The 20,722-nt window shown below is 57.8% G+C and carries 24 protein-coding genes; 9 read left to right on the forward strand and 15 right to left on the reverse strand.

All coding sequences use genetic code 11. The features are described 5' to 3' along the window. Window positions 1–26 precede the first annotated feature (26 nt). On the reverse strand, window positions 27–770 hold the full coding sequence (locus SADFL11_RS18545) for a DUF3299 domain-containing protein (protein WP_040451151.1): 744 nt from the start codon (window positions 768–770) through the stop codon (window positions 27–29). A gap of 75 nt (window positions 771–845) precedes the next feature. Between SADFL11_RS18545 and SADFL11_RS18550 the strand changes: the two genes are divergently transcribed. Beyond that, window positions 846–1,670 (forward strand): methyltransferase domain-containing protein, encoded by an 825-nt coding sequence (locus SADFL11_RS18550; RefSeq protein WP_008190422.1) that lies wholly within the window; start codon window positions 846–848, stop codon window positions 1,668–1,670. A 106-nt stretch (window positions 1,671–1,776) separates the two neighbouring features. Further along, the gene (locus tag SADFL11_RS18555; protein ID WP_008194357.1) at window positions 1,777–2,418 is read left to right on the forward strand and encodes a septation protein A; all 642 of its coding nucleotides are present in this window, start codon (window positions 1,777–1,779) and stop codon (window positions 2,416–2,418) included. A 36-nt stretch (window positions 2,419–2,454) separates the two neighbouring features. On the opposite strand, the gene SADFL11_RS18560 is transcribed toward SADFL11_RS18555, so the two are convergent. The 4 genes from SADFL11_RS18560 to SADFL11_RS18575 form a co-directional block, all read right to left on the reverse strand. Then, on the reverse strand, window positions 2,455–2,877 hold the full coding sequence (locus SADFL11_RS18560) for a hypothetical protein (protein WP_008188924.1): 423 nt from the start codon (window positions 2,875–2,877) through the stop codon (window positions 2,455–2,457). 441 nt (window positions 2,878–3,318) lie between these two features. Beyond that, window positions 3,319–3,504: a 50S ribosomal protein L32 gene (gene rpmF / locus SADFL11_RS18565; RefSeq protein WP_008193743.1), complete on the reverse strand. Its 186-nt coding sequence runs from the start codon at window positions 3,502–3,504 to the stop codon at window positions 3,319–3,321. Between the two features lie 181 nt (window positions 3,505–3,685). After that, a complete protein-coding gene (gene mtgA, locus SADFL11_RS18570) occupies window positions 3,686–4,417 on the reverse strand; it encodes a monofunctional biosynthetic peptidoglycan transglycosylase (RefSeq protein ID WP_008196931.1) in 732 nt (243 codons plus the stop codon). Beyond that, complete coding sequence (locus SADFL11_RS18575) at window positions 4,404–5,624, reverse strand: SAM-dependent methyltransferase (protein ID WP_040451150.1); 1,221 nt, start codon at window positions 5,622–5,624, stop codon at window positions 4,404–4,406. The genes mtgA and SADFL11_RS18575 overlap by 14 nt, the downstream gene beginning before the upstream one ends. A 144-nt stretch (window positions 5,625–5,768) precedes the next feature. Between SADFL11_RS18575 and SADFL11_RS18580 the strand changes: the two genes are divergently transcribed. Further along, a complete protein-coding gene (locus SADFL11_RS18580; protein ID WP_008193606.1) occupies window positions 5,769–6,674 on the forward strand; it encodes a polyprenyl synthetase family protein in 906 nt (301 codons plus the stop codon). A gap of 11 nt (window positions 6,675–6,685) precedes the next feature. Here SADFL11_RS18580 and SADFL11_RS18585 read toward each other — a convergent pair whose 3' ends face one another. The 4 genes from SADFL11_RS18585 to SADFL11_RS18600 all read right to left on the reverse strand — a co-directional run bounded on the left by SADFL11_RS18585 (window position 6,686) and on the right by SADFL11_RS18600 (window position 10,492). Beyond that, the gene (locus SADFL11_RS18585; protein WP_040451148.1) at window positions 6,686–7,609 is read right to left on the reverse strand and encodes a prephenate/arogenate dehydrogenase family protein; all 924 of its coding nucleotides are present in this window, start codon (window positions 7,607–7,609) and stop codon (window positions 6,686–6,688) included. A gap of 14 nt (window positions 7,610–7,623) precedes the next feature. Further along, window positions 7,624–8,766, reverse strand: a complete 1,143-nt coding sequence (hisC, locus tag SADFL11_RS18590; protein ID WP_008192169.1) for a histidinol-phosphate transaminase — start codon at window positions 8,764–8,766, stop codon at window positions 7,624–7,626. After that, entirely contained in the window at window positions 8,763–9,635 is an 873-nt protein-coding gene (locus SADFL11_RS18595; protein ID WP_008188663.1) for a chorismate mutase, read from the reverse strand. The genes hisC and SADFL11_RS18595 overlap by 4 nt, the downstream gene beginning before the upstream one ends. Window positions 9,636–9,724: 89 nt before the next feature. Continuing rightward, a complete protein-coding gene (locus SADFL11_RS18600; protein ID WP_008194810.1) occupies window positions 9,725–10,492 on the reverse strand; it encodes a class I SAM-dependent methyltransferase in 768 nt (255 codons plus the stop codon). Window positions 10,493–10,652: 160 nt separating this feature from the next. Between SADFL11_RS18600 and gloB the strand changes: the two genes are divergently transcribed. The 3 genes from gloB (at window position 10,653) to SADFL11_RS18615 (ending at window position 12,328) form a co-directional block, all read left to right on the forward strand. Further along, the gene (gene gloB, locus SADFL11_RS18605) at window positions 10,653–11,435 is read left to right on the forward strand and encodes a hydroxyacylglutathione hydrolase (protein WP_008193618.1); all 783 of its coding nucleotides are present in this window, start codon (window positions 10,653–10,655) and stop codon (window positions 11,433–11,435) included. 140 nt (window positions 11,436–11,575) lie between these two features. Continuing rightward, entirely contained in the window at window positions 11,576–11,794 is a 219-nt protein-coding gene (locus tag SADFL11_RS18610) for a hypothetical protein (RefSeq protein WP_008194329.1), read from the forward strand. Window positions 11,795–11,884: 90 nt separating this feature from the next. Further along, a complete protein-coding gene (locus SADFL11_RS18615) occupies window positions 11,885–12,328 on the forward strand; it encodes a cupin domain-containing protein (RefSeq protein ID WP_008195422.1) in 444 nt (147 codons plus the stop codon). 33 nt (window positions 12,329–12,361) lie between these two features. On the opposite strand, the gene SADFL11_RS18620 is transcribed toward SADFL11_RS18615, so the two are convergent. Continuing rightward, window positions 12,362–13,117: a tellurite resistance TerB family protein gene (locus SADFL11_RS18620; RefSeq protein WP_008196490.1), complete on the reverse strand. Its 756-nt coding sequence runs from the start codon at window positions 13,115–13,117 to the stop codon at window positions 12,362–12,364. A 136-nt stretch (window positions 13,118–13,253) separates the two neighbouring features. After that, a complete protein-coding gene (locus tag SADFL11_RS18625) occupies window positions 13,254–13,721 on the reverse strand; it encodes an Lrp/AsnC family transcriptional regulator (RefSeq protein ID WP_008197323.1) in 468 nt (155 codons plus the stop codon). Window positions 13,722–13,848: 127 nt separating this feature from the next. Between SADFL11_RS18625 and hppD the strand changes: the two genes are divergently transcribed. Beyond that, window positions 13,849–14,961 (forward strand): 4-hydroxyphenylpyruvate dioxygenase, encoded by a 1,113-nt coding sequence (gene hppD / locus SADFL11_RS18630; protein ID WP_040451146.1) that lies wholly within the window; start codon window positions 13,849–13,851, stop codon window positions 14,959–14,961. Window positions 14,962–15,050: 89 nt separating this feature from the next. Here hppD and gshB read toward each other — a convergent pair whose 3' ends face one another. From gshB to rsmI, 3 genes are all read right to left on the reverse strand, one after another. Then, window positions 15,051–15,995, reverse strand: coding sequence for a glutathione synthase (gshB, locus tag SADFL11_RS18635; protein WP_008190200.1), 945 nt, complete (start codon window positions 15,993–15,995; stop codon window positions 15,051–15,053). 109 nt (window positions 15,996–16,104) lie between these two features. Beyond that, the gene (locus SADFL11_RS18640) at window positions 16,105–16,491 is read right to left on the reverse strand and encodes a YraN family protein (RefSeq protein WP_008190595.1); all 387 of its coding nucleotides are present in this window, start codon (window positions 16,489–16,491) and stop codon (window positions 16,105–16,107) included. A 2-nt stretch (window positions 16,492–16,493) separates the two neighbouring features. Beyond that, window positions 16,494–17,405, reverse strand: a complete 912-nt coding sequence (rsmI, locus tag SADFL11_RS18645) for a 16S rRNA (cytidine(1402)-2'-O)-methyltransferase (RefSeq protein ID WP_040451120.1) — start codon at window positions 17,403–17,405, stop codon at window positions 16,494–16,496. A gap of 191 nt (window positions 17,406–17,596) precedes the next feature. On the opposite strand from rsmI, the gene SADFL11_RS18650 reads away from it, so the two are divergent. Both SADFL11_RS18650 and coaBC read left to right on the forward strand, forming a co-directional pair. Next, the gene (locus SADFL11_RS18650; protein ID WP_134853080.1) at window positions 17,597–18,814 is read left to right on the forward strand and encodes a penicillin-binding protein activator; all 1,218 of its coding nucleotides are present in this window, start codon (window positions 17,597–17,599) and stop codon (window positions 18,812–18,814) included. A 30-nt stretch (window positions 18,815–18,844) separates the two neighbouring features. Then, window positions 18,845–20,077 carry a bifunctional phosphopantothenoylcysteine decarboxylase/phosphopantothenate--cysteine ligase CoaBC gene (coaBC, locus tag SADFL11_RS18655; protein ID WP_008191022.1) on the forward strand — a complete coding sequence of 411 codons (1,233 nt, stop codon included), beginning with the start codon at window positions 18,845–18,847 and terminating at the stop codon, window positions 20,075–20,077. A 9-nt stretch (window positions 20,078–20,086) separates the two neighbouring features. Here the strand turns inward: coaBC and SADFL11_RS18660 are convergent, their stop codons facing one another. Continuing rightward, the gene (locus SADFL11_RS18660; protein WP_008193672.1) at window positions 20,087–20,641 is read right to left on the reverse strand and encodes an AAA family ATPase; all 555 of its coding nucleotides are present in this window, start codon (window positions 20,639–20,641) and stop codon (window positions 20,087–20,089) included. Between the last annotated feature and the right edge of the window lie 81 nt (window positions 20,642–20,722).

The raw sequence follows: 20,722 nt of genomic DNA on the forward strand, positions 1-20,722 counted from the left end.
CTGCGGGCGCCTTTTTGCTGTTAAGGCTATCGTGTGAAGGAGCGGAAGCCACGGCCCCTGACATCACTTTTCTGCGGCTCCAGCGCCCGGATATCGGTGACGTCCATGCCGAACGACGCGGTGATCGTCACATCGCCATCCAGAAGATTAATCGTTTGTCTTGAAACATTGAGATCCAGGCGGCCCTGCAAAAGAACGGGTTTGTAGAGTTCAGCCTCCGCCCATTCTTCTTCGAGCCTGTAGAAGATGATCTGGTTGGGCGCTGGTGCCGGGACATGACTGCACATGCCATAGCCAGAGACGAGATAGCCGTATTTTGCAGCGCCTGTTTCATCCAGGACCGGGATCACGTAGCCGGTAATCGCAACATCTTTGCCTGCGAGATCCGAATTGCCCTTCAAACGCGCTTCGGCTCTTCTTCTCGCGACCATATCGCGCTGGGCGAGAAGCTGATCGGTCTGGATCCCCGCGGCGGCAAGTTTGGCCTCCTCATCATTCAGGCGGCGCTCCAGCCTGGTGCGCTCCTCAAGGGTCAGCCCGCCGCTCTTCAGTCCATTGCGGATCCTGTAAACTGCGGCAAGTGACCTGAGTTCTGAGAGGTAGAGTGCTTCGAAGGGGTCTTCATACTGGGAGGCAGCCGGGTCCTTGAGATCAGGCCAGTCAATCGGTGTGATGGCCGCTGCTGGTCCGGCAGCAATCGCAAAGGTCAGCGCCGCGTAGACAAAAGCAGTTGCAGCGCGGCGCAAACCTATTGGCGTGCTCCCAGCCATAAGAAGATAATCTCTTGCGCGCTCAACTCTCACTTGCAATGATTGCCTTGTACATTTTAAGGGCGGCGGTGATTTATGAAGTTCCTTGCGCAAGCTTACCAGAATGCAGACGCCTTTTCCGGTTCGGAGTTGGAAAATCTGGAAGGCCTCTTACACCTGATGGCTGCGCATCCAGGGTTTCAGGCCTATAAAGAAGCCTCGTACAAGCTTCTGGAGCTCTCGCCCGACAGCCATGCCGCCGATGTCGCCTGCGGCCTCGGTTTTGATCTTCCGCATTTGAAGGCCCTTGTTCCAAGGGGATCCGTTACGGGGTTTGACCTAAGTGCCAAGTTTCTTGCCTCAGCAAAAGCGCGCATTCAGGCCGCTGCGGGCGGTGCTGATGCCTCCATCCACTTCCTGCAGAGTGACATCAAGGCTTTAGACGCTGACACAGGTGCCTTTGATGCCGTTCGCATTGACCGGTCTCTGCAGCATATCCCGGAGCCCGAGGTGGCGATTGCCGAGATGCTCCGGATTGTCAGGCCCGGCGGCATCATCTGCGCGGCGGAACCGGATTGGGGAAGTTTCGTGATTGCCTCGAGCACACCGGAGATCGCAACAAAGGTTGCTGCCGTTTACGCCTGTGCCCTGGTCAATCCGCGTATCGGCCGGGACCTTGTGGATCTGATCGGAACGCAAACGGAGCTAACCCACCACAGTGTGCATTCGCTGTTGTTCAAGAGTTTGGCCGACCTCAACCGAATGTGTGTCCTTGGCGATATAACGGCCCGCAGCGTTGAAGCAGGCGTCATCACGTCATCGGAAAACGCAAGGTTCTGGCAGGACCTTGAAGAGCGGGACCGTGCTGGCCGGTGTTTTGCCAACTTGAATATCCATTTGGTTTCGGGGCGAAAGCCTTGATGAAGTCGTCTTTCAAGACGGTTTGAGCGCTTTATCGCGCGCCAAGCCTTGACCGGCCGCCCTGGTTATCCCTATTTCCGGGACAGCTGAGCACCGGAGAGACTTTATGGAATTGGAACGCGCCCCGAATGACCCGTCCCGCAAGGAACTGTCGCCGCTCTTGAAGCTGGCCTTGGAGTTGGGACCGCTCGGCGTTTTCTTTCTCTTCAACTCAAGAGGCGAACAAATCGCGGAGAGTTTTCCGGTCCTCAAAGCGGTGGGCGAGCCGATCTTTCTGGCAACAGCCGCATTCATGGTGGCGATCACCATCTCGCTTGTTGCATCCCTCTATCTGACGAAGCGTTTGCCGATCATGCCGCTGGTCTCCGGCGTCGTTGTGATCGTGTTCGGCGCGTTGACCTTGTGGCTCCACGATGAGCTTTTCATCAAGTTGAAGCCCACCATCGTCAACAGCCTGTTCGGGGCCATCCTTCTCGGTGGTCTGTTCTTCGGCAAGGCCCTGCTCGGTTATGTGTTCGACAGCGCGTTCAAATTGACTGACGAAGGCTGGCGCAAGCTGACCTTCCGCTGGGGCGTATTTTTCTTTGTCCTGGCGGCGATCAACGAGATTGTCTGGCGCAGTTTTTCGACCGATTTCTGGGTCAGCTTCAAGGTTTTCGGGGTCATGCCGATCACCCTGATTTTCACCCTCACCCAGCTTCCTCTGATCCAGAAACATGCAATTGTCGAGGACGAAGAAGAGGCTTGATCAAGCCTTCGATGATGGCTGCTGTTTCTTGTTGAATTAATGCATCTCGCCGTGGCCGAAGGCGACGTCGCGGCGGGCGCCGGTGATCGAGATCGAAAAGCCTGCGATGACATCGATCAGGGCAATCACCATCAGGATGAAGAACACGGACGTTGCCGCCTGCGGAATGATCAGGAATTCTACGAGGAAGGCAACGAACACCAGTACAGACAGCATGTGATCGACGACGGCGGCCTTGCCGATCCGTGTGGCTTTCAGGATTTCGATAAACAAGAAGAACAAGCCCGCCGTGATCAGGAGATCGCTGGCGAGCAGCTGAAAGTCTGCGCCGGAGACCATGGCAATCGAGAGAATCGGCGTTGACCAGAAATTCGGGTCTGCCGCACCCGCGGTGAACGCAAAGCCGTTGTAGATCAAAAGAGCGAATAGCGTGAACGGAAGAGCGGATAACAGGCGCATCAGGCGACTCCGGAGCGAAACAAGAAGATTCTCGCAGAAGGTCTAGCAAGTTCGGCCGGGAAAGTCTCTGTGGAACTCTGTGGGCACGCCTGTTTCAGTTGGTTAGCGCTGTACTCAACAAGAAGTCGCCAACAGCATTGTTGTCGTCCCGGGCGAAGCAGATCGCTTTTCAAGTGGTGGAGCATCTTTTGGTGTTTGTTGTAAAACGAGCCAGATAGAAACTCGAGGGTGTGGCGGGAGGACGTGACCCCTCGCGGCCGCATTTGGCTGGCACCACCGATTTTGCGCCGCCACAGCGGCACTCTAGTGTCTTTTGCGGAATGACCCAAAAAAGAGAAAGGCCGACCTGTCGGAACAAGGTCAGCCTCAATCTTGTTTTGCCATACGGCGATCCAGCCTGATCACGGCTGCTTTCAGGTCCAGCCCGAAAGCATGCCGGTCTTAGGCGTCGTCCTTAGCGGACAGGATCTGACGGCCCCGGTACATGCCAGTCTTCAGATCAACGTGATGCGGACGGCGAAGTTCGCCCGAATCCTTGTCTTCGACGTAGGTCGGCTGTTTCAGGGCGTCCGAAGAACGGCGAAAACCGCGCTTCATGCGCGAGGTTTTTCTCTTTGGAACGGCCATTTTGTTTTTCTCCGTGGTCCATACCCATGCGGCCCGGACCGGGAAAGCCCGGGGCGTGGCTGCACGCAGGTGTTCGAATGCGCGGCGTTATACAGGCAACTCCGGCGTTTTGCCACCCCATTGATGAAATTTTCTTTTCGCCTGATAAGCGGAATGCCGGCCAGCGGACAGGGGCTTGTGATTATTTCCCCAGAACACATTCGAAAATTGGCCCGGCGCTGCGGACGCGGGCGACGTTCTTGGACGCCAGACGCTGGTGTCCTGCCGACGGTTTTGCCGGGTTGCGGCCGAGCGGATTGGGCAGAGCCGTGGCCAGCCTTGCTGCCTCCCGGCTGCTCAAGTCTTTGGCGGGTTTGCCAAACCAGGCTTGGGCGGCTGCTTCGGCCCCAAAGATGCCTTCACCCCACTCGGCGACATTCAAATAGATTTCCAATATCCGTTTCTTGGTCAGGAGTGCGTCCAACATGAGCGCGAGCGGGATTTCCATGCCTTTCCGGATGTAGGACCGGTCATTCCACAAAAAGAGGTTTTTGGCGGTCTGCATGGTGATGGTGCTGGCCCCGCGTGGACGCTCACCCTCACTCAGGGCTTCGACCTGTTCCCGCAAGGCGCCCCAGTCCACCCCGTGACTGATGCAAAACCTGCCGTCCTCGGACGCAATGACCGAGCGGATCAGATTGGGCGATATGTCTTCCAGCGGAACCCATTGCCTGTCCACCCAGAGAAATTGCACATAACGGGCGAGCATCAAGGTGCTGACCGGTGGCACAACAGAGTAGATCACGGTCAGGATCGGCGGCACCAATAAGAGGACCACGAGAAGCTGCACCAGCCGCCTGCGGAACCCCGTCCAGGTCAAGATCCCATGTTTGGACCTTAGGGTCTTGTCCGTTTTGGCCTCAGCCCGTGGCATTCATTTCCCGTTCGTTGTCGACGATAAAGTCCCGGATGATCGGCACGGCGTCGCGCTCTTTCGACAAAAGCAACTGCATCACCATGTTCGATCCGTGCAGGAACCCGAGCTCCGCCGCACACAGATAGAATTCCCACATCCGGCAGAAGCGTTCATCATAAAGATCGGCTGCCTCCTGCCACTTGTCCAGGAACCGCACCCGCCAGTCCCGGCAGGTGTAATAGTAATGCAGGCGCAGGATTTCTGCGTCGCACACCCATAGCCCAAGGCGTTCGGTCGATGCAAAGACTTCCGAGAGCGCGGGCACATAGCCGCCGGGGAAAATGTATTTGCGGAAGAACGGACCGGTCGTTCCTGGAGGGGTCATGCGGCCGATCGAGTGGATCACGGCAAAGCCATTCTCGGTCAGGCACTCCTTCACCTTGGCGAAATATTCGTCTTGGTGACCGATCCCGACATGCTCCATCATGCCGACGGAAATCACCCGGTCGAACTGGCCTTCAAATTCCCGGTAATCCTTGAGGACAAACGTGACCTTGTCTTCAACGCCGGCTTCGCGAACACGTTCCTCGGCGATCTTTACCTGTTCAGGTGACACGTTCAGCGAGGTGACCTTGGCGCCGGCTTTCGCCATTTGGATCGCAAGCGAGCCCCAGCCGCCACCGATTTCGAGAACCTCCATGCCCGGTTTCAAGTCGAGCTTTGCGACCAGGTGGGTCAGTTTGGCCGCCTGGGCGTCCTCAAGGCTGTCGTCCGGGCTTGTGTAATAGGCGCAGGAGTAGTTCAGCCCGTCATCGAGAAACAGGCGGTAGAGGTCCGTTGAGAGGTCATAGTGATGACGCGCCTGTTTCTTTGCCCGGTCCACGCTGTTGGCTTGCTGACGGCGCCGGAAGGCCTTCCAGCTCTTGCGGAGCAGCCCTTGCACCGGGTGGGCTCCCAGCGGAGCGCGGTTGATCGAAAATAGAAACAGAAAATCGTAGCACGTCGAGCCTTCCTCCATGGTGAGCGTGCCGTCCATATAGGCTTCGCCCGCTGCCAGCTCCGGATTGAGAAACAGCGATGTATAGAGCTTCTTGTCGTGAAGCCGGATCGTGACCGTTGGCCCGTTCTCGCCGGACCCGAATTCATGCAAGCCACCGGAAACATCGAGGACACGCATCCGTCCGTTCTTGATGAAGGCTCGGAGCAGGCTGGACAGCAACTTCATATGTCAATTCTCCAAGAGATTGCAGCTGGTAAGGCAGGCAGGCAAAAGCAGATAAATTCCTAAGACAGGCCTTGACGATACAGCGAAATCGCTTCAGGGAAACCCCTATACCAAAGACTGTAAACCCAGCTCTGGAGCCCTCGTGTGACATTTGACCTGAAATCCCATCTGGCGGCGCAGGCCGGACGCATCGAGACGGCTCTGACCAGCCTCCTGAAGGAAACGGAAAGGGATGGCGAAATTTCCCGTCCGGAGCGGTTGATCAATGCCATGCGTCATGGCGCGCTTAACGGCGGCAAACGTCTGCGCCCGGTGCTGGTGATGGATGCGGCAGGGCTTTTCGGCCGGGCAGATGACGGGGTGGTGCAAGCGGGTTGTGCCCTGGAACTCATTCATTGTTACTCGTTGGTTCATGATGACCTGCCAGCCATGGATGATGATGATCTGCGCCGTGGTCAACCGACGGTGCACAAGGCTTATGATGATGCGACCGCCATTCTTGCAGGCGATGCACTTTTGACGCTGGCTTTTGATGTCATTACCGATGAGGCGGTGCATCCTGAGGCAGGAATCCGCCTGAGATTATGCCGGGAGCTTGCCCGGGCGTCGGGCATTGGCGGCATGGCCGGGGGGCAAATGCTGGATTTGGAATCGGAGCACCGGGACCGGTCCGAGGCTGAGATACGGCACCTTCAATCAATGAAGACCGGCGCGCTCTTGCGCTATGCGTGCCGGGCCGGTGCCATTCTGGGCGATGCTTCAGATGCCGATGTGGAGCGCTTGACCCGGTTTGGAGAAATCATCGGCCTCGCCTTTCAGCTGGCAGATGATCTTCTTGACGTGGAAGCAAGTCCGGAAGCCATGGGCAAGGCAACAGGCAAGGACGCAGAAGCCGGCAAGGCAACGCTCGTTGGTCTGATGGGCATAGACAGGACCCGCGCAGAGCTGCAGGCGCTTCTTGAGGAAGCGCATGATTTGATGGCCCCTTACGGGAGCAAAGCCGCTGCACTCAACGCATTGGCGGACTATGTCGTCACACGCTCAAATTAGTGGAAGTCCTATCAATCGCCCGAATGGCGGCCGAAGTCTGGCGCATCGGTTTCCTGACCGGCCTCGATGATCGAGCGTCGGATGCTGCGTGTTCGGGTGAACATCTCGAACAGCTTGTCGCCGTCCCCCCAGCGGATGGCCCTTTGCAGGGCTGACAGGTCTTCGGAAAACCGTGCCAGCATCTCAAGGATTGCGTCCTTGTTATTGAGGCACACATCCCGCCACATGATCGGGTCAGACGCAGCTAGACGGGTGAAGTCGCGGAAACCGGAGGCCGAATACTTGATCACCTCCGATTTCGTGACCGCTTCCAGATCGTCGGCCGTGCCAACGATATTGTAGGCAATGACATGCGGCAGGTGAGACACGATCGCGAGCACGAGGTCGTGGTGCTTGGGGTCCATCAGATCGACGTCAGAGCCGCAGCCTTGCCAGAAAGCCTTTAGCTTTTCCAGCGCGTCCGGGTCGGTGTTTTCCGGCGGTGTCAGAATGCACCAGCGCTGGTCAAACAGGGTTGGAAAGCCAGCATCCGGGCCGGACTGTTCGGTGCCCGCGATCGGATGGCCCGGGATGAAATGCACACCTTCCGGCACATGCGGCGCGACCTGCGCGACAACGGACCCTTTGGTCGAGCCGGCGTCTGTCAGAATCGCACCCTTTTTCAATGCGGGAGCAATCCACTTTGCGATCGCTTCATTTGCCCCAACCGGCACGCAGAGGATGACAAGATCTGCCCCTTCGACCGCAACAGCGGCATCGACCGAATAGCTGTCGCCCAGCCCCAACTCCTCAGCCCGCCGAAGCGTCGCTTCGGAGCGGGTGGAGATGGCGATTTCTTTCACAAGGCCGCGCTGGCGGGCGGCCTGGGCAAGGGATGACCCGATCAGGCCAATCCCGATCAGGGCCATGCGCTCAAAAATGGGGGCGTTGGTCATAAGGTCTTTTTGTTTTAGGCTTGCGCCAGAAAATCCTTCAGATGCGCAACCACGGTGCGGTTGGCCTCTTCGCTGCCAATGGTCATACGGATCGCGTTCGGCAGGCCGTAATTGCCCACCAAGCGCAGAACGCAGCCGCGCTCCAGAAGATACGTATCCGCATCTGTTGCCCGTTTGCCGTCAACGTCCGGGAAATGGACCAGAACGAAATTGCCGACACTTGGAGTTACGGTTAGGCCAAGCTTTTCCAGCTCTGCAGTCACCCAAGGCAACCATTTTTCATTGTGCTCAACCGATGCGGTTACGAAGGACCGGTCGCGGACAGCCGCTGCGCCTGCGGCAATCGCAACACCGGAGACGTTGAACGGGCCGCGGATGCGGTTCATCGCGTCAATCACATGCGCCGGGCCGAAGCCCCAACCGAGACGAAGGTTGGCAAGGCCGTAGATCTTCGAAAAGGTCCGGGTCATGACAACGTTGTCGGCAGTCGCCGCCAGCTCGATTCCGCTCTCATAATCGTTCCGGCGGACATACTCACCGTAAGCGGCATCCAGCACCAGAAGAACATGCGGCGGCAGAGCCTGATGCAGGCGCTTGACCTCCTCAAACGGGATGTAGGTCCCGGTCGGATTGTTCGGATTGGCGAGGAAAACCATCTTCGTTCTGCTGGTCACCCGTTCCAGGATCGCATCGACATCGGTAGTGAAGTCTTTTTCCGGCGCGACAACCGGTGTTGCCCCCGCGGCGCGGATTGCGATCTCATAAACGAGGAAGCCATGTTCGGAATAGATCGCCTCATCACCTTCATCGAGATAGGTGTTGGCGAGCATGCTCAGGATTTCATCTGATCCTGCGCCGCAAATGATGCGATCCGGATTGAGGCCGTAAACATCCCCGATGGCGGCCCGCAATTCAGTCGCCCCGCCGTCCGGATAGAGCTCCAGAGACTTCGCAACGCCTTCGATTGCTGCGGACACTGCGTCGCTGAAACCAAGCGGCGTTTCATTTGACGAGAGTTTATGAAGCGTCTTGCCATTAGAGCCCTTGGATTTGCCCGGCACATAGGGGGCAATATCCAACACGCCTTGTTTCGGCTGCGGGCGGCTCTGAACGGCCGTCTGATCGACTTCAGTCACTGCAATCGTCATGTCATTCATCCCAAGTCCCCTGCATCTGCAGGGTCAAACACATCATCTGGATCGCCGGCCCCGTCAATTGGCGCTGCATAACCGCCAACTGCTCTCAAGACGTCTGGTGCGGCACCGGCTTCCAGGCAAGCTGCCAGGACAGCGTCCTCCGGCAGATCGCCGGATACGGCAAGCAGTGCATCCACACCGGTCGCCGAGCGGTAGAAGCTCAGAACTTCGATCCCCTGGTCCATCAATTTGCCAGGCAAACGGTCAGACCAACGCGCGTCATAAACCGCAATTTCCGGCTTGTCGACAATCCTGTCGGATTTGGCAAGAACCAGTGCCGGCAAATCTGCAGGCCGTTCATCAACGAGAACAAGCGGCAAGCGGGCCCGGATCTGAGCACCGCTCTCATTCAGCCCGCGCCACCAAGGCAGATCTGCCCGGTCGCTCAAGGCCACCAGCCCAATGTCGGAAACCGCATCGCTTACGGCGCCGGCAACATCCGCGGCATCGCTTCCCGGCACTAGCTCTGCCGAAAAGCTGAAATAGTAACGGGCAAGATCCAGCATGCCGACAAGATCACCGCTGCCGTCCAGATGGATCGCAGATCCGGCGGGCCGTTCTGCGCTGGTTGCGAGGATTGCGCGCCAGATTTCTTCAAGGGCAACCAGTGGCAATGCGCCTTGATTGAGCTCTGCCAATGACCGGATGAGGTCGGTGTCACGGTCATAATCTTGAGTTTGTGAGGATGCGTCCGCGCTCTCGTGCAAAGCGGCGAGATCGGTCTCTGTTTGGTGACGTTCCACCAGCGCATCGTAAATGCGCGCATCGATTTCGGCGAGACGGGCGCGGGCGGTATCGATTGATGCGCCGTTATCCGGGCTCCGGGTCATACAAAATTTCCTCAAAAACAAGCGTGTGCAAGCGCGGCCTAGTCATATGTATCTGGTCGCAAAAAGGCAAAAGAATTCCGGACCTAGCGCTACTGCTCCGACCGTTCCTGCCGCACAGGCTTCAGCCCTGTCGCTGCGCCATCTGGAATGAAAACCGGCCGCAGAACCCGAAGGCGGCTCTTCTTGCCATCGACGGGCAAGCTCCTGAACACCAGCTTTTCCGCTTCCAGGATGAGGATGCCGGCGAATGCCGGCCAGAAGCGGCGTCCAAGGTTCTCCCAGGTCCGTGCTGTCCGCTGAATGCTGACTGCCCGCGATGGTGGCATGAAGAGCGCTTCAGAATCGCTCAGGACGTTGAACTGGCAATTCTTCATGAGTTCCTTCAGCTGGCTTCCCGAGTACGGCCGGCCATAACCAAACGGGGAGAGCTCAGAGCGGGCCCATAAACCGCGTCGGTTGGGCACAACAACGATCACACGGCCGCCTGGCGCGAGCACACGCCAGACTTCCCGCAGCATCGCGGATGGATCGGAGCAATGATCAAGCGCGTGGACCAGCATGATCCGGTCGAACGTCGCATCAGAAAACGGTAAAGCCTCATCTTCGACCAAGGCGCATGAATTGGCATGTTCCCGCGGCCAGTGGATGGCGCCTTGGGGGGCTGGCATCGCAGAGATCACCCGTTCGGCCGATCCGTGATACCGGCGCATGAACGGTCCGGCATACCCGAGACCCAACAGGCTTTGCCCTTGAATATCCGGCCACATCTGCGCGACCGGTGCGCCGATCAAGCCTCGCAGCAACTGCCCAAGTGGAAGATCGTAAAAGGCTCGCAAATGAACGACGTCAAGATACATAAAATTCGCCTGATGGAAGCTTGGACGGCGATTGAACAGGGAACTGCCCGGGAGCGCAAGACTTGAAATCCAGCTAAGCGAATACACCTCAATGGCTTGCCCGCAGCGCCGGTCTTTGCCACTGTGGCGCGTATTCCGATCCCCGGCCGAGGAGTTTCTCATGTCCTTAAGCGACACCACCGAAATCCATCAGTTTGCCTGCCTGGACGATAATTTTGGTGTTCTCATTCATGACCGCGAGAGCGGTACGACCGTGGCTGTCGATGTGCCGGATGCCGCAGCCTATGAGGCGGTCTTGGCGGAAACCGGCTGGAAACTCAGTCATATCCTGATCACCCACCATCATTGGGATCACGTGCAGGGGCTGGGAGAGCTGAAGACCAAAACCGGTGCGGTGGTGATCGGTCCGGAGCGGTCACGCCAAAAGATTTCCGAGCTCGATCGGACTGTCGAGGACGGCGACGATGTCTTGTGCGGTCCCTATGAGGTCAAGGCGATTGCAACGCCCGGCCACACGCTCGATCAGATCTCCTGGTACATCCCCTCAATCAAGGTCGCCCACACGGGGGATACACTGTTTGCGCTGGGCTGCGGCCGGGTATTTGAAGGCGACAAGGAGATGATGTGGGCCTCGCTCTCCCATCTGATGCACCGGCTGCCAGATGACACCACAATCTATTGCGGGCATGAATACACCGAGGCCAATGCGAAGTTCGCCGTGACCATCGAGCCGGGCAATGAAGCCTTGCAGGCACGCGCCAAGGAGATTGCCGACATCCGCGCTCTGGGCAAACCGACACTGCCGACCACAATGGCCGCTGAAAAGGCAACCAACCCGTTTCTTCGGGCAGGAGAAGCGTCTGTCGCAGACGCGCTGGGCATGGCAGGACAGCCTGCAGAGGCTGTATTCGCTGAAATCCGTACGCGCAAAGACAATGCCTGATCGTGGTGCAGTGTCTTGACGCTGCATTCACCACCCGCCTGATGGTGCGGCTCGATCAAGAAACTTTCACTGGACCGCTAAAAACACAGGCCAACCGCTCCTATATCCAACTCGTTATGATCCTGTAAGGGGCAGAAACCATGACGATTGACCGGTCTTTAGACCCATCCGGACGGACCCCGGAACAGCGCGCCCAGGATGCGGTGCAAAGAATTGCAAGCCAGGCTGAACCCATTCCACTCACCCAAGGCGGTGGCCACCGCCTCGATATGCAAGTGCTCTACGAAGAAATTGTCGCCGCCTTGCGGGAAACCGTCGATGACATTGCGTTTTGCACCGATACCAAACCCAATCACTGACATTATGGTCCAATTTCCAATATTTATCCGGCACGGATTGGAAGCACCTGTTACTCAGGTGTTCCAATCGCCTTAGACCACGGGACAGGTATGCCGGTTGATCAAACTCTTTCCGCCGATGACATCGTCGACCTTCTGAAGATGCAGCCGCATCCGGAGGGCGGGTTCTATGCAGAAACCTTTCGCGATGATGTGACGGACGCGCAGGGGCGTGCAGCCTCCACGCTGATCTATTTCCTGTTGCCGGACGGCGTGGTGTCGCGCTGGCACAAGGTGGACGCCGTGGAGACCTGGCATTGGTATGCCGGTGCGGCGCTGGAACTGTCCATCAGCACGGGTGGCAACGACAAGCAGGTGTTCCAGCTTGGCAACGATTTGGCTGCGGGAGAGCGCCCGCAGGGCATCGTGCCGCGCGAGGCCTGGCAACAAGCCCGCTCGCTCGGAGTGTGGACTCTCGTCGGCTGCACCGTCGCACCTGGATTTCAGTTCGAAGGATTTGAAATGGCGCCCGAAGAGTGGGAGCCGGGGGCGTAACGCACGTCCCGGATCCCCCAGCGACTTAAGGTCTTAACCGGCCATCTCCGCTTCACGGACCGCCATTTCAATTTCCTGCACCAGACCTTCTTCAAGACCAAGCCGGGCGGCCAGCATCTGCAGATAGGCTTTTTCCGCCGGATGGTCCGGGTCAATGGCGAGCCGGGACGCGGCGTAGATCTCGGCGGCCGTTTCCGGACAAGTTGCGCTGGCAACGACCTTGTCGAGATCAAGCGGCGAACGCAGCTCATCCATCAGAAATGCCTTGGCTTCGCTGTCGAGACCGGCCTCATCAATCTTCTCAAAGATCCGGTCCTGCTCGTCCCGGTCGATATGGCCGTCAGCCTTGGCGGCTGAAATCATGGCAGTGAGAAGGTTGACTGCGAACTGATTTTCGCCGCCCGGCTGCTGTGCCGGGTCAAAGGCGGTGCCGCGCGGGGCTTCCAGCGGGATCGGCTCGTCTTGCGGATAGTGCGGGCGTGGTGCGTTTTGCTTGTTGGCCTGATGGCCCTGATAAGCTTTGTAGGCAAGACCTGCGACCAGCGCCAAGCCGCCATAAGTGACCGCTTTTTTGCCCATTTTCCGTCCGGACTTTGAGCCAAGCATCAAACCTGCAAGGCTGCCAAGCGCCAGGCCGCCACCTTGTGAGGACAGAAAATCCTTGCCCTGGGAGAGAAGATCACCGGATCCGGCACGCTGGTTCTGACCAGGATATTGGCCGCCTTGCCCACCGGGGGCGCCGCCCTGGCTTCCCAAAAACTGATCCAGCAAGGATTTTGCATCAAACATGTTTGGCTCCCTATGTCCGCCGAGGACGAAATCATCGTTCTTCAGATGGGATTTTTGCGCCCGGTCGCAAGGTTATGCCGTGATTCATGACGGTTTTTCATCAAACAGTTTGGGTCTGCGGCCGTCGTGTCGATATTCACGCCAAAGGTAACAAGTTGTCGTCCTTCAACGTGTCCATCGCAATGGAGGACTTCACGTGCTGGACAGCTTCTTGGGGCAAGAGCTCGTCGTTTACGATCCGGCTGAGAGCTTTCAGGTCCCGGACGACCACTTTCAGCATGTAATCGACATCGCCGGTAAGCGTATGGGCCTCCTGAACTTCCGGCATGGCGGTGACCATGTTGCGAAACTTGCGGGCGTTTTCCCGGCTATGGGCGCCCAAGGTCACCCCAACAAAGGCTGTCACGGTAAAGCCCAGGGCCTCGGGATTAAGGGCAGCCCGGTACCGGCGGATGATGCCGTTGTCCTCCAGTTTCTGCCGGCGCCGGGAGACCTGGCTTGCGGACAAGCCGATCGTTTCGCCGATTTCCGCATTGGTCGCGGCGGAGTTTTCCTGAAGGGCGGCGAGCAACTTCACGTCAAAGCTGTCCAGTGCAATTTGCATGCTAATTTTTCTCTATTTGCGCACGAAAAACGCGTCACTATACGGTAAATCACGCAGATTGCACACACCCTGCGCGCGGTCCCGGGCATTCTAGACAGAAAGTTTGGACTTTTCAGGAGGATCAGCCATGGGACCATTCCCGCACGATGCGCCGCCAGCGCAAATCACCCCGCAGAACCCGGCCGGTACGGACGGTTTTGAGTTTGTCGAGTTTGCCCATCCGGAGCCGGAGAAGCTCGATGCCTTGTTCCGCAAGATGGGGTATGTGCCGGTCGCGAAACACAAGACCAAAGAGATCACGCTCTACCGCCAGGGTGACATTACCTATGTTCTGAATGCGGAGCCGGGCAGCCATGCCATGCGTTTCGTTGAAGATCATGGACCGTGTGCGCCGTCCATGGCTTGGCGCGTGGTGGATGCTCAAAAGGCCTATGACCACGCCATTTCAAAAGGGGCGGAGCCTTATGCGGATAATGACAAGACCCTGAACGTTCCCGCCATCAAGGGCATCGGCGGCTCGCTGCTGTATTTCATTGAAGCCTACGGCGACAAGGGGTCAGCTTATTCGGCGGAATTTAATTGGCTTGGGGATGTGGATCCGAAACCGGAAGGGGTCGGCTTCTATTACCTCGATCACCTGACGCACAACGTCTACCGCGGCAATATGGACAAGTGGTGGGATTTTTACCGCGACCTCTTTAACTTCAAACAGATCCATTTCTTCGACATCGACGGCCGGATCACCGGTCTTGTCAGCCGGGCGATCACGTCGCCCTGCGGCAAGATCCGAATTCCGCTGAACGAATCCAAGGATGACACCAGCCAGATCGAAGAGTACTTGCGCAAGTACAAGGGCGAAGGGATTCAGCACATCGCGGTTGGCTCGGACGACATCTATACCAGCACGGACAAGCTGGCGGACAACGAGCTGAAATTCATGCCGGGCCCGCCGGACACTTACTACGAGATGTCTCGTGACCGGGTGCATGGTCATGATGAACCGATCGAGCGGATGAAGCTTCACGGCATCCTGATTGATGGCGAAGGCGTCATCGACGGCGGCATGACCAAGATCCTTCTGCAAATTTTTTCTAAAACCGTCATTGGGCCTATCTTCTTTGAATTCATTCAAAGAAAAGGCGATGAGGGCTTCGGCGAAGGAAATTTCCGGGCACTTTTTGAATCGATCGAGGAAGATCAGATCCGCCGGGGTGTTTTAAATACAGAGGCTGCTGAATAGGCCCTCTATTGCATTGTCTAAGCACACACTTGAGCCCTCACACCTTGGTGTGAGGGTCTTTTTTGGTTGCTGTAGCCCCGGACTGCAGTTCAGTCCTTGATTTTTTGCTCCAGGACATCCCAGACCTTTGCCGCGACATCCGGGCCACCGAGGTTCTGGATGGCGCGAATGCCAGTTGGCGCGGTCACGTTGATTTCCGTCAGCATGCCGTCGATGACATCGATTCCGACCAGGATCAGACCTTTTTCACGAAGGGACGGCCCGAGGCGGGCGCAGATTTCGCGTTCCCGTTCTGTCAGATCGCTGTCCGTCGGCGCGCCGCCACGCACCATGTTGGAACGCAGATCTCCGGCGGCCGGGACGCGGTTCACCGCGCCGGCAAACTCTCCGTTGACAAGGAGAATGCGCTTGTCGCCGTGTTTTACATTCGGCAGGAACTGCTGAATCACCCAGGGCTCGCGGAAGGTGGCGGCAAAGAAGTCGTACAGTGAGCCGTAGTTCAGGTCATCTTTTGTGATCCGGAACACCGCCGCGCCGCCATGGCCGAAAAGCGGCTTCATGACGATATCACCGTATTCTTCCCGGAAGAGGTCGATTTCTGCCCGGTCCTTGGTGATCAGGGTCGGCGGCATCAAATCCGGAAATTCGGTGACGAACAGTTTTTCCGGCGCATTGCGCACTTCCGTTGGATCGTTGACCACCAGAGTGTCCGGGTGGATCTTATCCAAGATATGCGTCGCTGCGATATAGGAAAGGTCGAACGGCGGGTCCTGCCGCATCAACACCACATCAATCTCGCGCATGTCGGTGCGCGTCCGCTCACCGAGCGTGAAGTGGTTGCCCTTTTCGTCGCGGACCGTAACGGGTTCCAACGCGCAGAAGACCTCATCCCCGCGCAGTGCCAGCCGGTCCGGTGTGTAGTGATAGAGCTCGTGGCCGCGCTTTTGTGCCTCCAACATCATCGCAAAGGCGCTGTCGCCGGCAATGTTGATGGATTCGATGTGGTCCATCTGGACCGCGACTTTTATCGGCATAAGGCCACTCCCGGCGGGGGCGCCATCCGTTTGAAACGGTGCGCTTGGGGCGAAAGACTGTTCGCCGCAGATATGCGGTCCGGGACAGGGTTTGTCCAGAGGTAGCGTTTCAGTCTCTCGCCTCAAAGGCGTTCACGATCCGCTCAGGAAGGGCCCACGGGCGAATGATCATCACGTCAAACCGGAGCGTGAAAAAGCCGGCTTTCGGATGCTCGGCAACGAAGATCTTTGCGGCCCGGACGATTCGCTTTTGGCTTGCAGGGCTCACGGCTTCAAGCGCGGCTTGCCGGGATTTACGCGCCTTGACCTCGATAAAGGCGACGGTCTTGCGTTTCTTGACGATCAGGTCAATTTCGCCTGCCTTTGTCTTGTAGCGTTGCTTCAGGATGCGCCAGCCGGTTAGCCGCAAGTACCAGGCAGCAAAATTTTCGGCAGACAGACCACGGATATGCGCCTTGCGGCGGCGTTCGGTTGTCTGGCCGTCGCCTTTTGCCATGGTCAGCCACCTGCCTTGAGTTCGAGCGCGCGTTTATAGACTTCGCTGCGATCGAGACCCGTTGCCTTTGAAACCTGTTTTGCGGCTGCGCTGACGGGCATATCTGACAGCGCTTCCCGAAGCAGGGTGTCGAGGTCTTTCGCATCTGCTTCCGGTTTTTCTTCGGGCGGCTCCACCAGGATGACAATTTCGCCCTTCACCGTTTGATCTGCGAACCGGTTGCTGAGTTCTGCCAGCGTTCCCCGCTCGAATGTCTCGAATCGTTTGGTGAGCTCGCGGGCGACCACGGCTTCTCGCGTTTCGCCAAAAACCGCTGCCATAAGTTCCAGGGTTGCCGCTGTCCGATGAGGCGATTCAAAGAAAATCAGCGTGGCCGGAATTTTGGCGAGTTCTTCAAGACGCTTGGTCTTGGGGCCACCCTTTTGCGGCAGAAATCCGGCAAACAAAACCGTGTCGCTGGGAAGCCCGGACGCAACCAGACCTGCGAGCGGGGCGGAGGCGCCAGGGATCGGGAACACCTTGTATCCGGCTGCCACAACGTCCCGGACCAGCCTGTAGCCCGGATCAGACACCAGCGGCGTGCCGGCATCGGATACAAGGGCAACCGCATTGCCGGCTTCGAGTTCTCCGAGAATTTTTGGCCGCTGCTTATCCGCGTTGTGTTCGTGGTAAGGAAGAAGCGGGGTCTTGAGGCCGAATTTCTGCGTAAGCGTTGATGTTATCCGCGTATCTTCACACGCGATCATGCTCGCGGCCGCGAGCGTTTCCAGCGCGCGCACGGTGATGTCGCCGAGGTTTCCGATCGGCGTGGAGACAATATAGAGCGCGGGTTCCAGATTGGGCGCCGTAAAGGCGTGTTCCGACAAGCTGTAACGGTTTTTGGAACCTGTCTGTTCGCCGCTTGGCTCTGTCATCACGGATCCCTTCACCTCAATTCAAATCCTCGGTTCCGATCTCAAGGACGTCCCGATTTTCTTGCGCTACCTGTCAGAAAGACGCAATGCAAGGCAAATCCACTATTCATGCCGCGTTGCGCGGCTGAAAACTGGACAGCGCATTCGTTAATCCTTAAGTCTGGGGCAAAGGGTGGATGGAAATCAGACACATGGACGAAACGGACGCCATTGTTCGGCATCGAAGACGCACATTCTTGAAAACCGCTTTGGCCGGTGCCAGTACGCTGGCGCTTGGGGGCTGCCTGGGCTCATCCCTTGGAACGATGCCTGGCGAACAGATCCAGCCGGGCGCCCAACCGCAGGTGACCGGTGAAACAATCGGCACAGGGGCGGTTCGGGTCGGACTTATGCTTCCGCTTTCTTCAAGTGGGGGCAATGCGTCGATCGGAACCGTTTTCAAAAACTCCGCTGCGCTGGCGCTTCAAAACTTTCCAAATTCGGATGTGCAGCTTCTGGTGAAAGACACCGGAGGGACCACGGAAGGGGGCCGTGCGGCCGCGCAGCAGGCGATCTCTGAAGGCGCCGAGCTGATCCTCGGACCTGTCTTTGCCCCGGCAGTATCGGGCGCCGGTTCAGCTGCAAGGGCGGCAGGTGTTCCGGTGATAGCGTTTTCGACCGATACATCTGTCGCCGCACGCGGCATCTACCTGTTGAGCTTCCTTCCGGAAAGCGATGTGAAGCGCATCATCGGATATGCGAGCAGCCAGCAGAAGCGATCCTACGCTGCTCTCCTTCCGAACGATTCTTATGGCAGTGTGGTTGAGGCCGCGTTCCGTCAGGAAGTCGGCCGTACGGGCGGACGGATCGCAACTATTCAGCGCTATAACGTCAGTGGTTCGGACACGTCCGACCTGGTGGTCAAGGCCAATGCGCTTCAGTCGTCTTTGACCAGCATCGACGCTTTGTTTGTCCCCGCTGGCGGACCTGTGCCTGGCCTCGTGATGCAAACCTTGATGGGGCTGAATGCCGAGATCGGCAACATCAAGCTGCTCGGCTCGGGTCAGTGGGACACGCCGCAGGTGAAGAACAATCCGACCCTGACAGGCTCTTGGTTCGCAGGTCCCGAAGACAGTGGGTTCCGCGGGTTTGCGCAGCGCTATCAACAAACTTATGGTGCGCCTCCGCCGCGCAATGCCAGCCTTGTTTATGACGGCGTTACACTGGCAGCCGGCCTGATCCGCTCCGCCGGACCTCAAAGGTTCCAACAGAGCATTTTGACCAACCGCGATGGATTCCTTGGAATTGACGGCTTGTTCCGCTTCAAGCCGAATGGTCTCAATGAACGCGGACTTGCGGTGTATCAGGTCACGGGCTCCGGCAGTCAGGTTGTGTCCGCTGCTCCGCGCGATTTCCGTTCCGGTTTCTGACCTCCATCGCCTCTTGGGAGTATATTTCCGATGCTTGCCGGCAAAGAGATTGTCCTGATCATTAGCGGCGGCATCGCTGCTTACAAATCTCTGGACCTGATCCGGCGGCTCAAGGAACGGGGCGCACGGGTTGTCCCGATCATGACGGATGGTGCACAGGAGTTCATCACGCCGCTGGCGGTGGGTGCCTTGAGCGCTGAAAAGGTGTTCACCAACCTGTTCGACCGGGAAGCGGAGCATGATGTGGGTCACATCCGCCTTGCCCGGGATCATGATCTGATCCTTGTCGCGCCTGCAACGGCCAATCTGATGGCCAAGATGGCCCATGGCATTGCCGATGATCTTGCGACGGCCGTTTTGCTTGCAACTGACAAACCGGTTCTGCTGGCCCCGGCAATGAATCCGAAGATGTGGCAAAACCCGGCAACACTGAAAAATTTGGACATCTTGCGTCAGCGCGGCATTGCATTCATCGGGCCTGCCAGCGGTGAAATGGCGGAAAAAGGCGAAGCCGGGGTTGGCCGCATGAGCGAGCCTTTGGACATTGCCGGGGCAGCCGAACGCCTTTTGCGGGATCAGGCGATAGCAGCAGGGAAGCTGCCGATGGCCGGGAAGCATGTCTTGATCACATCCGGTCCGACCCATGAGCCGATCGACCCGGTGCGCTATATCGCCAACCGGTCTTCCGGCAAGCAAGGCCATGCCCTTGCCGAAGCAGCGTTTGCGGCGGGTGCGCGGGTGACACTGGTTTCCGGTCCGGTGACGATCCCCGACCCGGACCATGTCACGACGATCCACGTTGAATCTGCGGCAGAGATGATGGCAGCTGTTGAGCAGAACCTGCCCGCGGATATCGCAATCATGGCCGCAGCTGTTGCTGACTGGCGCGTTGTCTCGGAAGGTGATCAGAAGATCAAGAAAGACGGCAGCGGCAAACCGCCTGGCTTGGAACTCACCGAGAATCCAGACATTCTAAGAACCATCGGCCACCACAAAACACTGAGACCATCTCTCCTGATCGGCTTTGCCGCCGAAACTCAGGACCTCATCAAAAATGCGGCCGCGAAGTTGGAGCGAAAACGGGCCGACTGGATTGTCGCCAACGATGTAAGCCCTGCAACGGGCATCATGGGCGGCGACGCCAACACCATAAGGCTGGTCAGCGCCAATGGCGTGGAAGACTGGCCTGCGATGGACAAGAAAGACGTTGCCCGCCAACTGATTGCCCGGGCTGCAGAGATGCTCAGCAGAGATAAATCGTAACAGCCCGTCTCACCGGTGCGTGCAGTGGCCGGCGAGTGCCTGAAGCCGGTCCTGTGGTGAGCCTGTCAGTTCCAGAATGGCCAGCGCCTCTGTAATCAATCCCAGAGAATCCTCTTGCAGGATCTGTTTCAATTGTTCGTCGACCGCGCTCCGCAGCTGTTGCATTTCTGCATTTTGCCCCGTCCCATCGGGTGAGCCGATAGGAAGAAATACGATCAGATCCAGAGACTGGAGAGCCGCTTCAATCTTTTGAAGCAAGCGTCCTGATGGCACCCACTCTTCGCCGCCCTGTTCACTCAAGACCTCCAAATATGCGATCAGATCAAATGGGCAGCGGTCGAAGAGCACTTTGTCGTCAGATTTTGTCTCGAGCACCGTACGGATGTTTTGATCGAGCTGGCTTGAAAAGTCGTCGATCGTTGGCGGGTCCGAAAAGCTATGCCCTTTCTGAAGAAGCTCGAAGTAGGGCTCCGGAACAGGATGGTACTCCGGCTTCAGGGCAGCGAAATCTTCGATGAGTGTTGTCTTGCCGGTTCCATGTGTTCCGGTCACTGCAATTCGCATTTTGTGCCCTCTGCCAACAAAAGCGCGATATCAAAGACACGGCCTTTGGTCCAGCGGTGAGTGACACGCACAGCAGTCAGA

Source organism: Roseibium alexandrii DFL-11 (genome assembly GCF_000158095.2).
GTDB classification, from domain to species: domain Bacteria; phylum Pseudomonadota; class Alphaproteobacteria; order Rhizobiales; family Stappiaceae; genus Roseibium; species Roseibium alexandrii.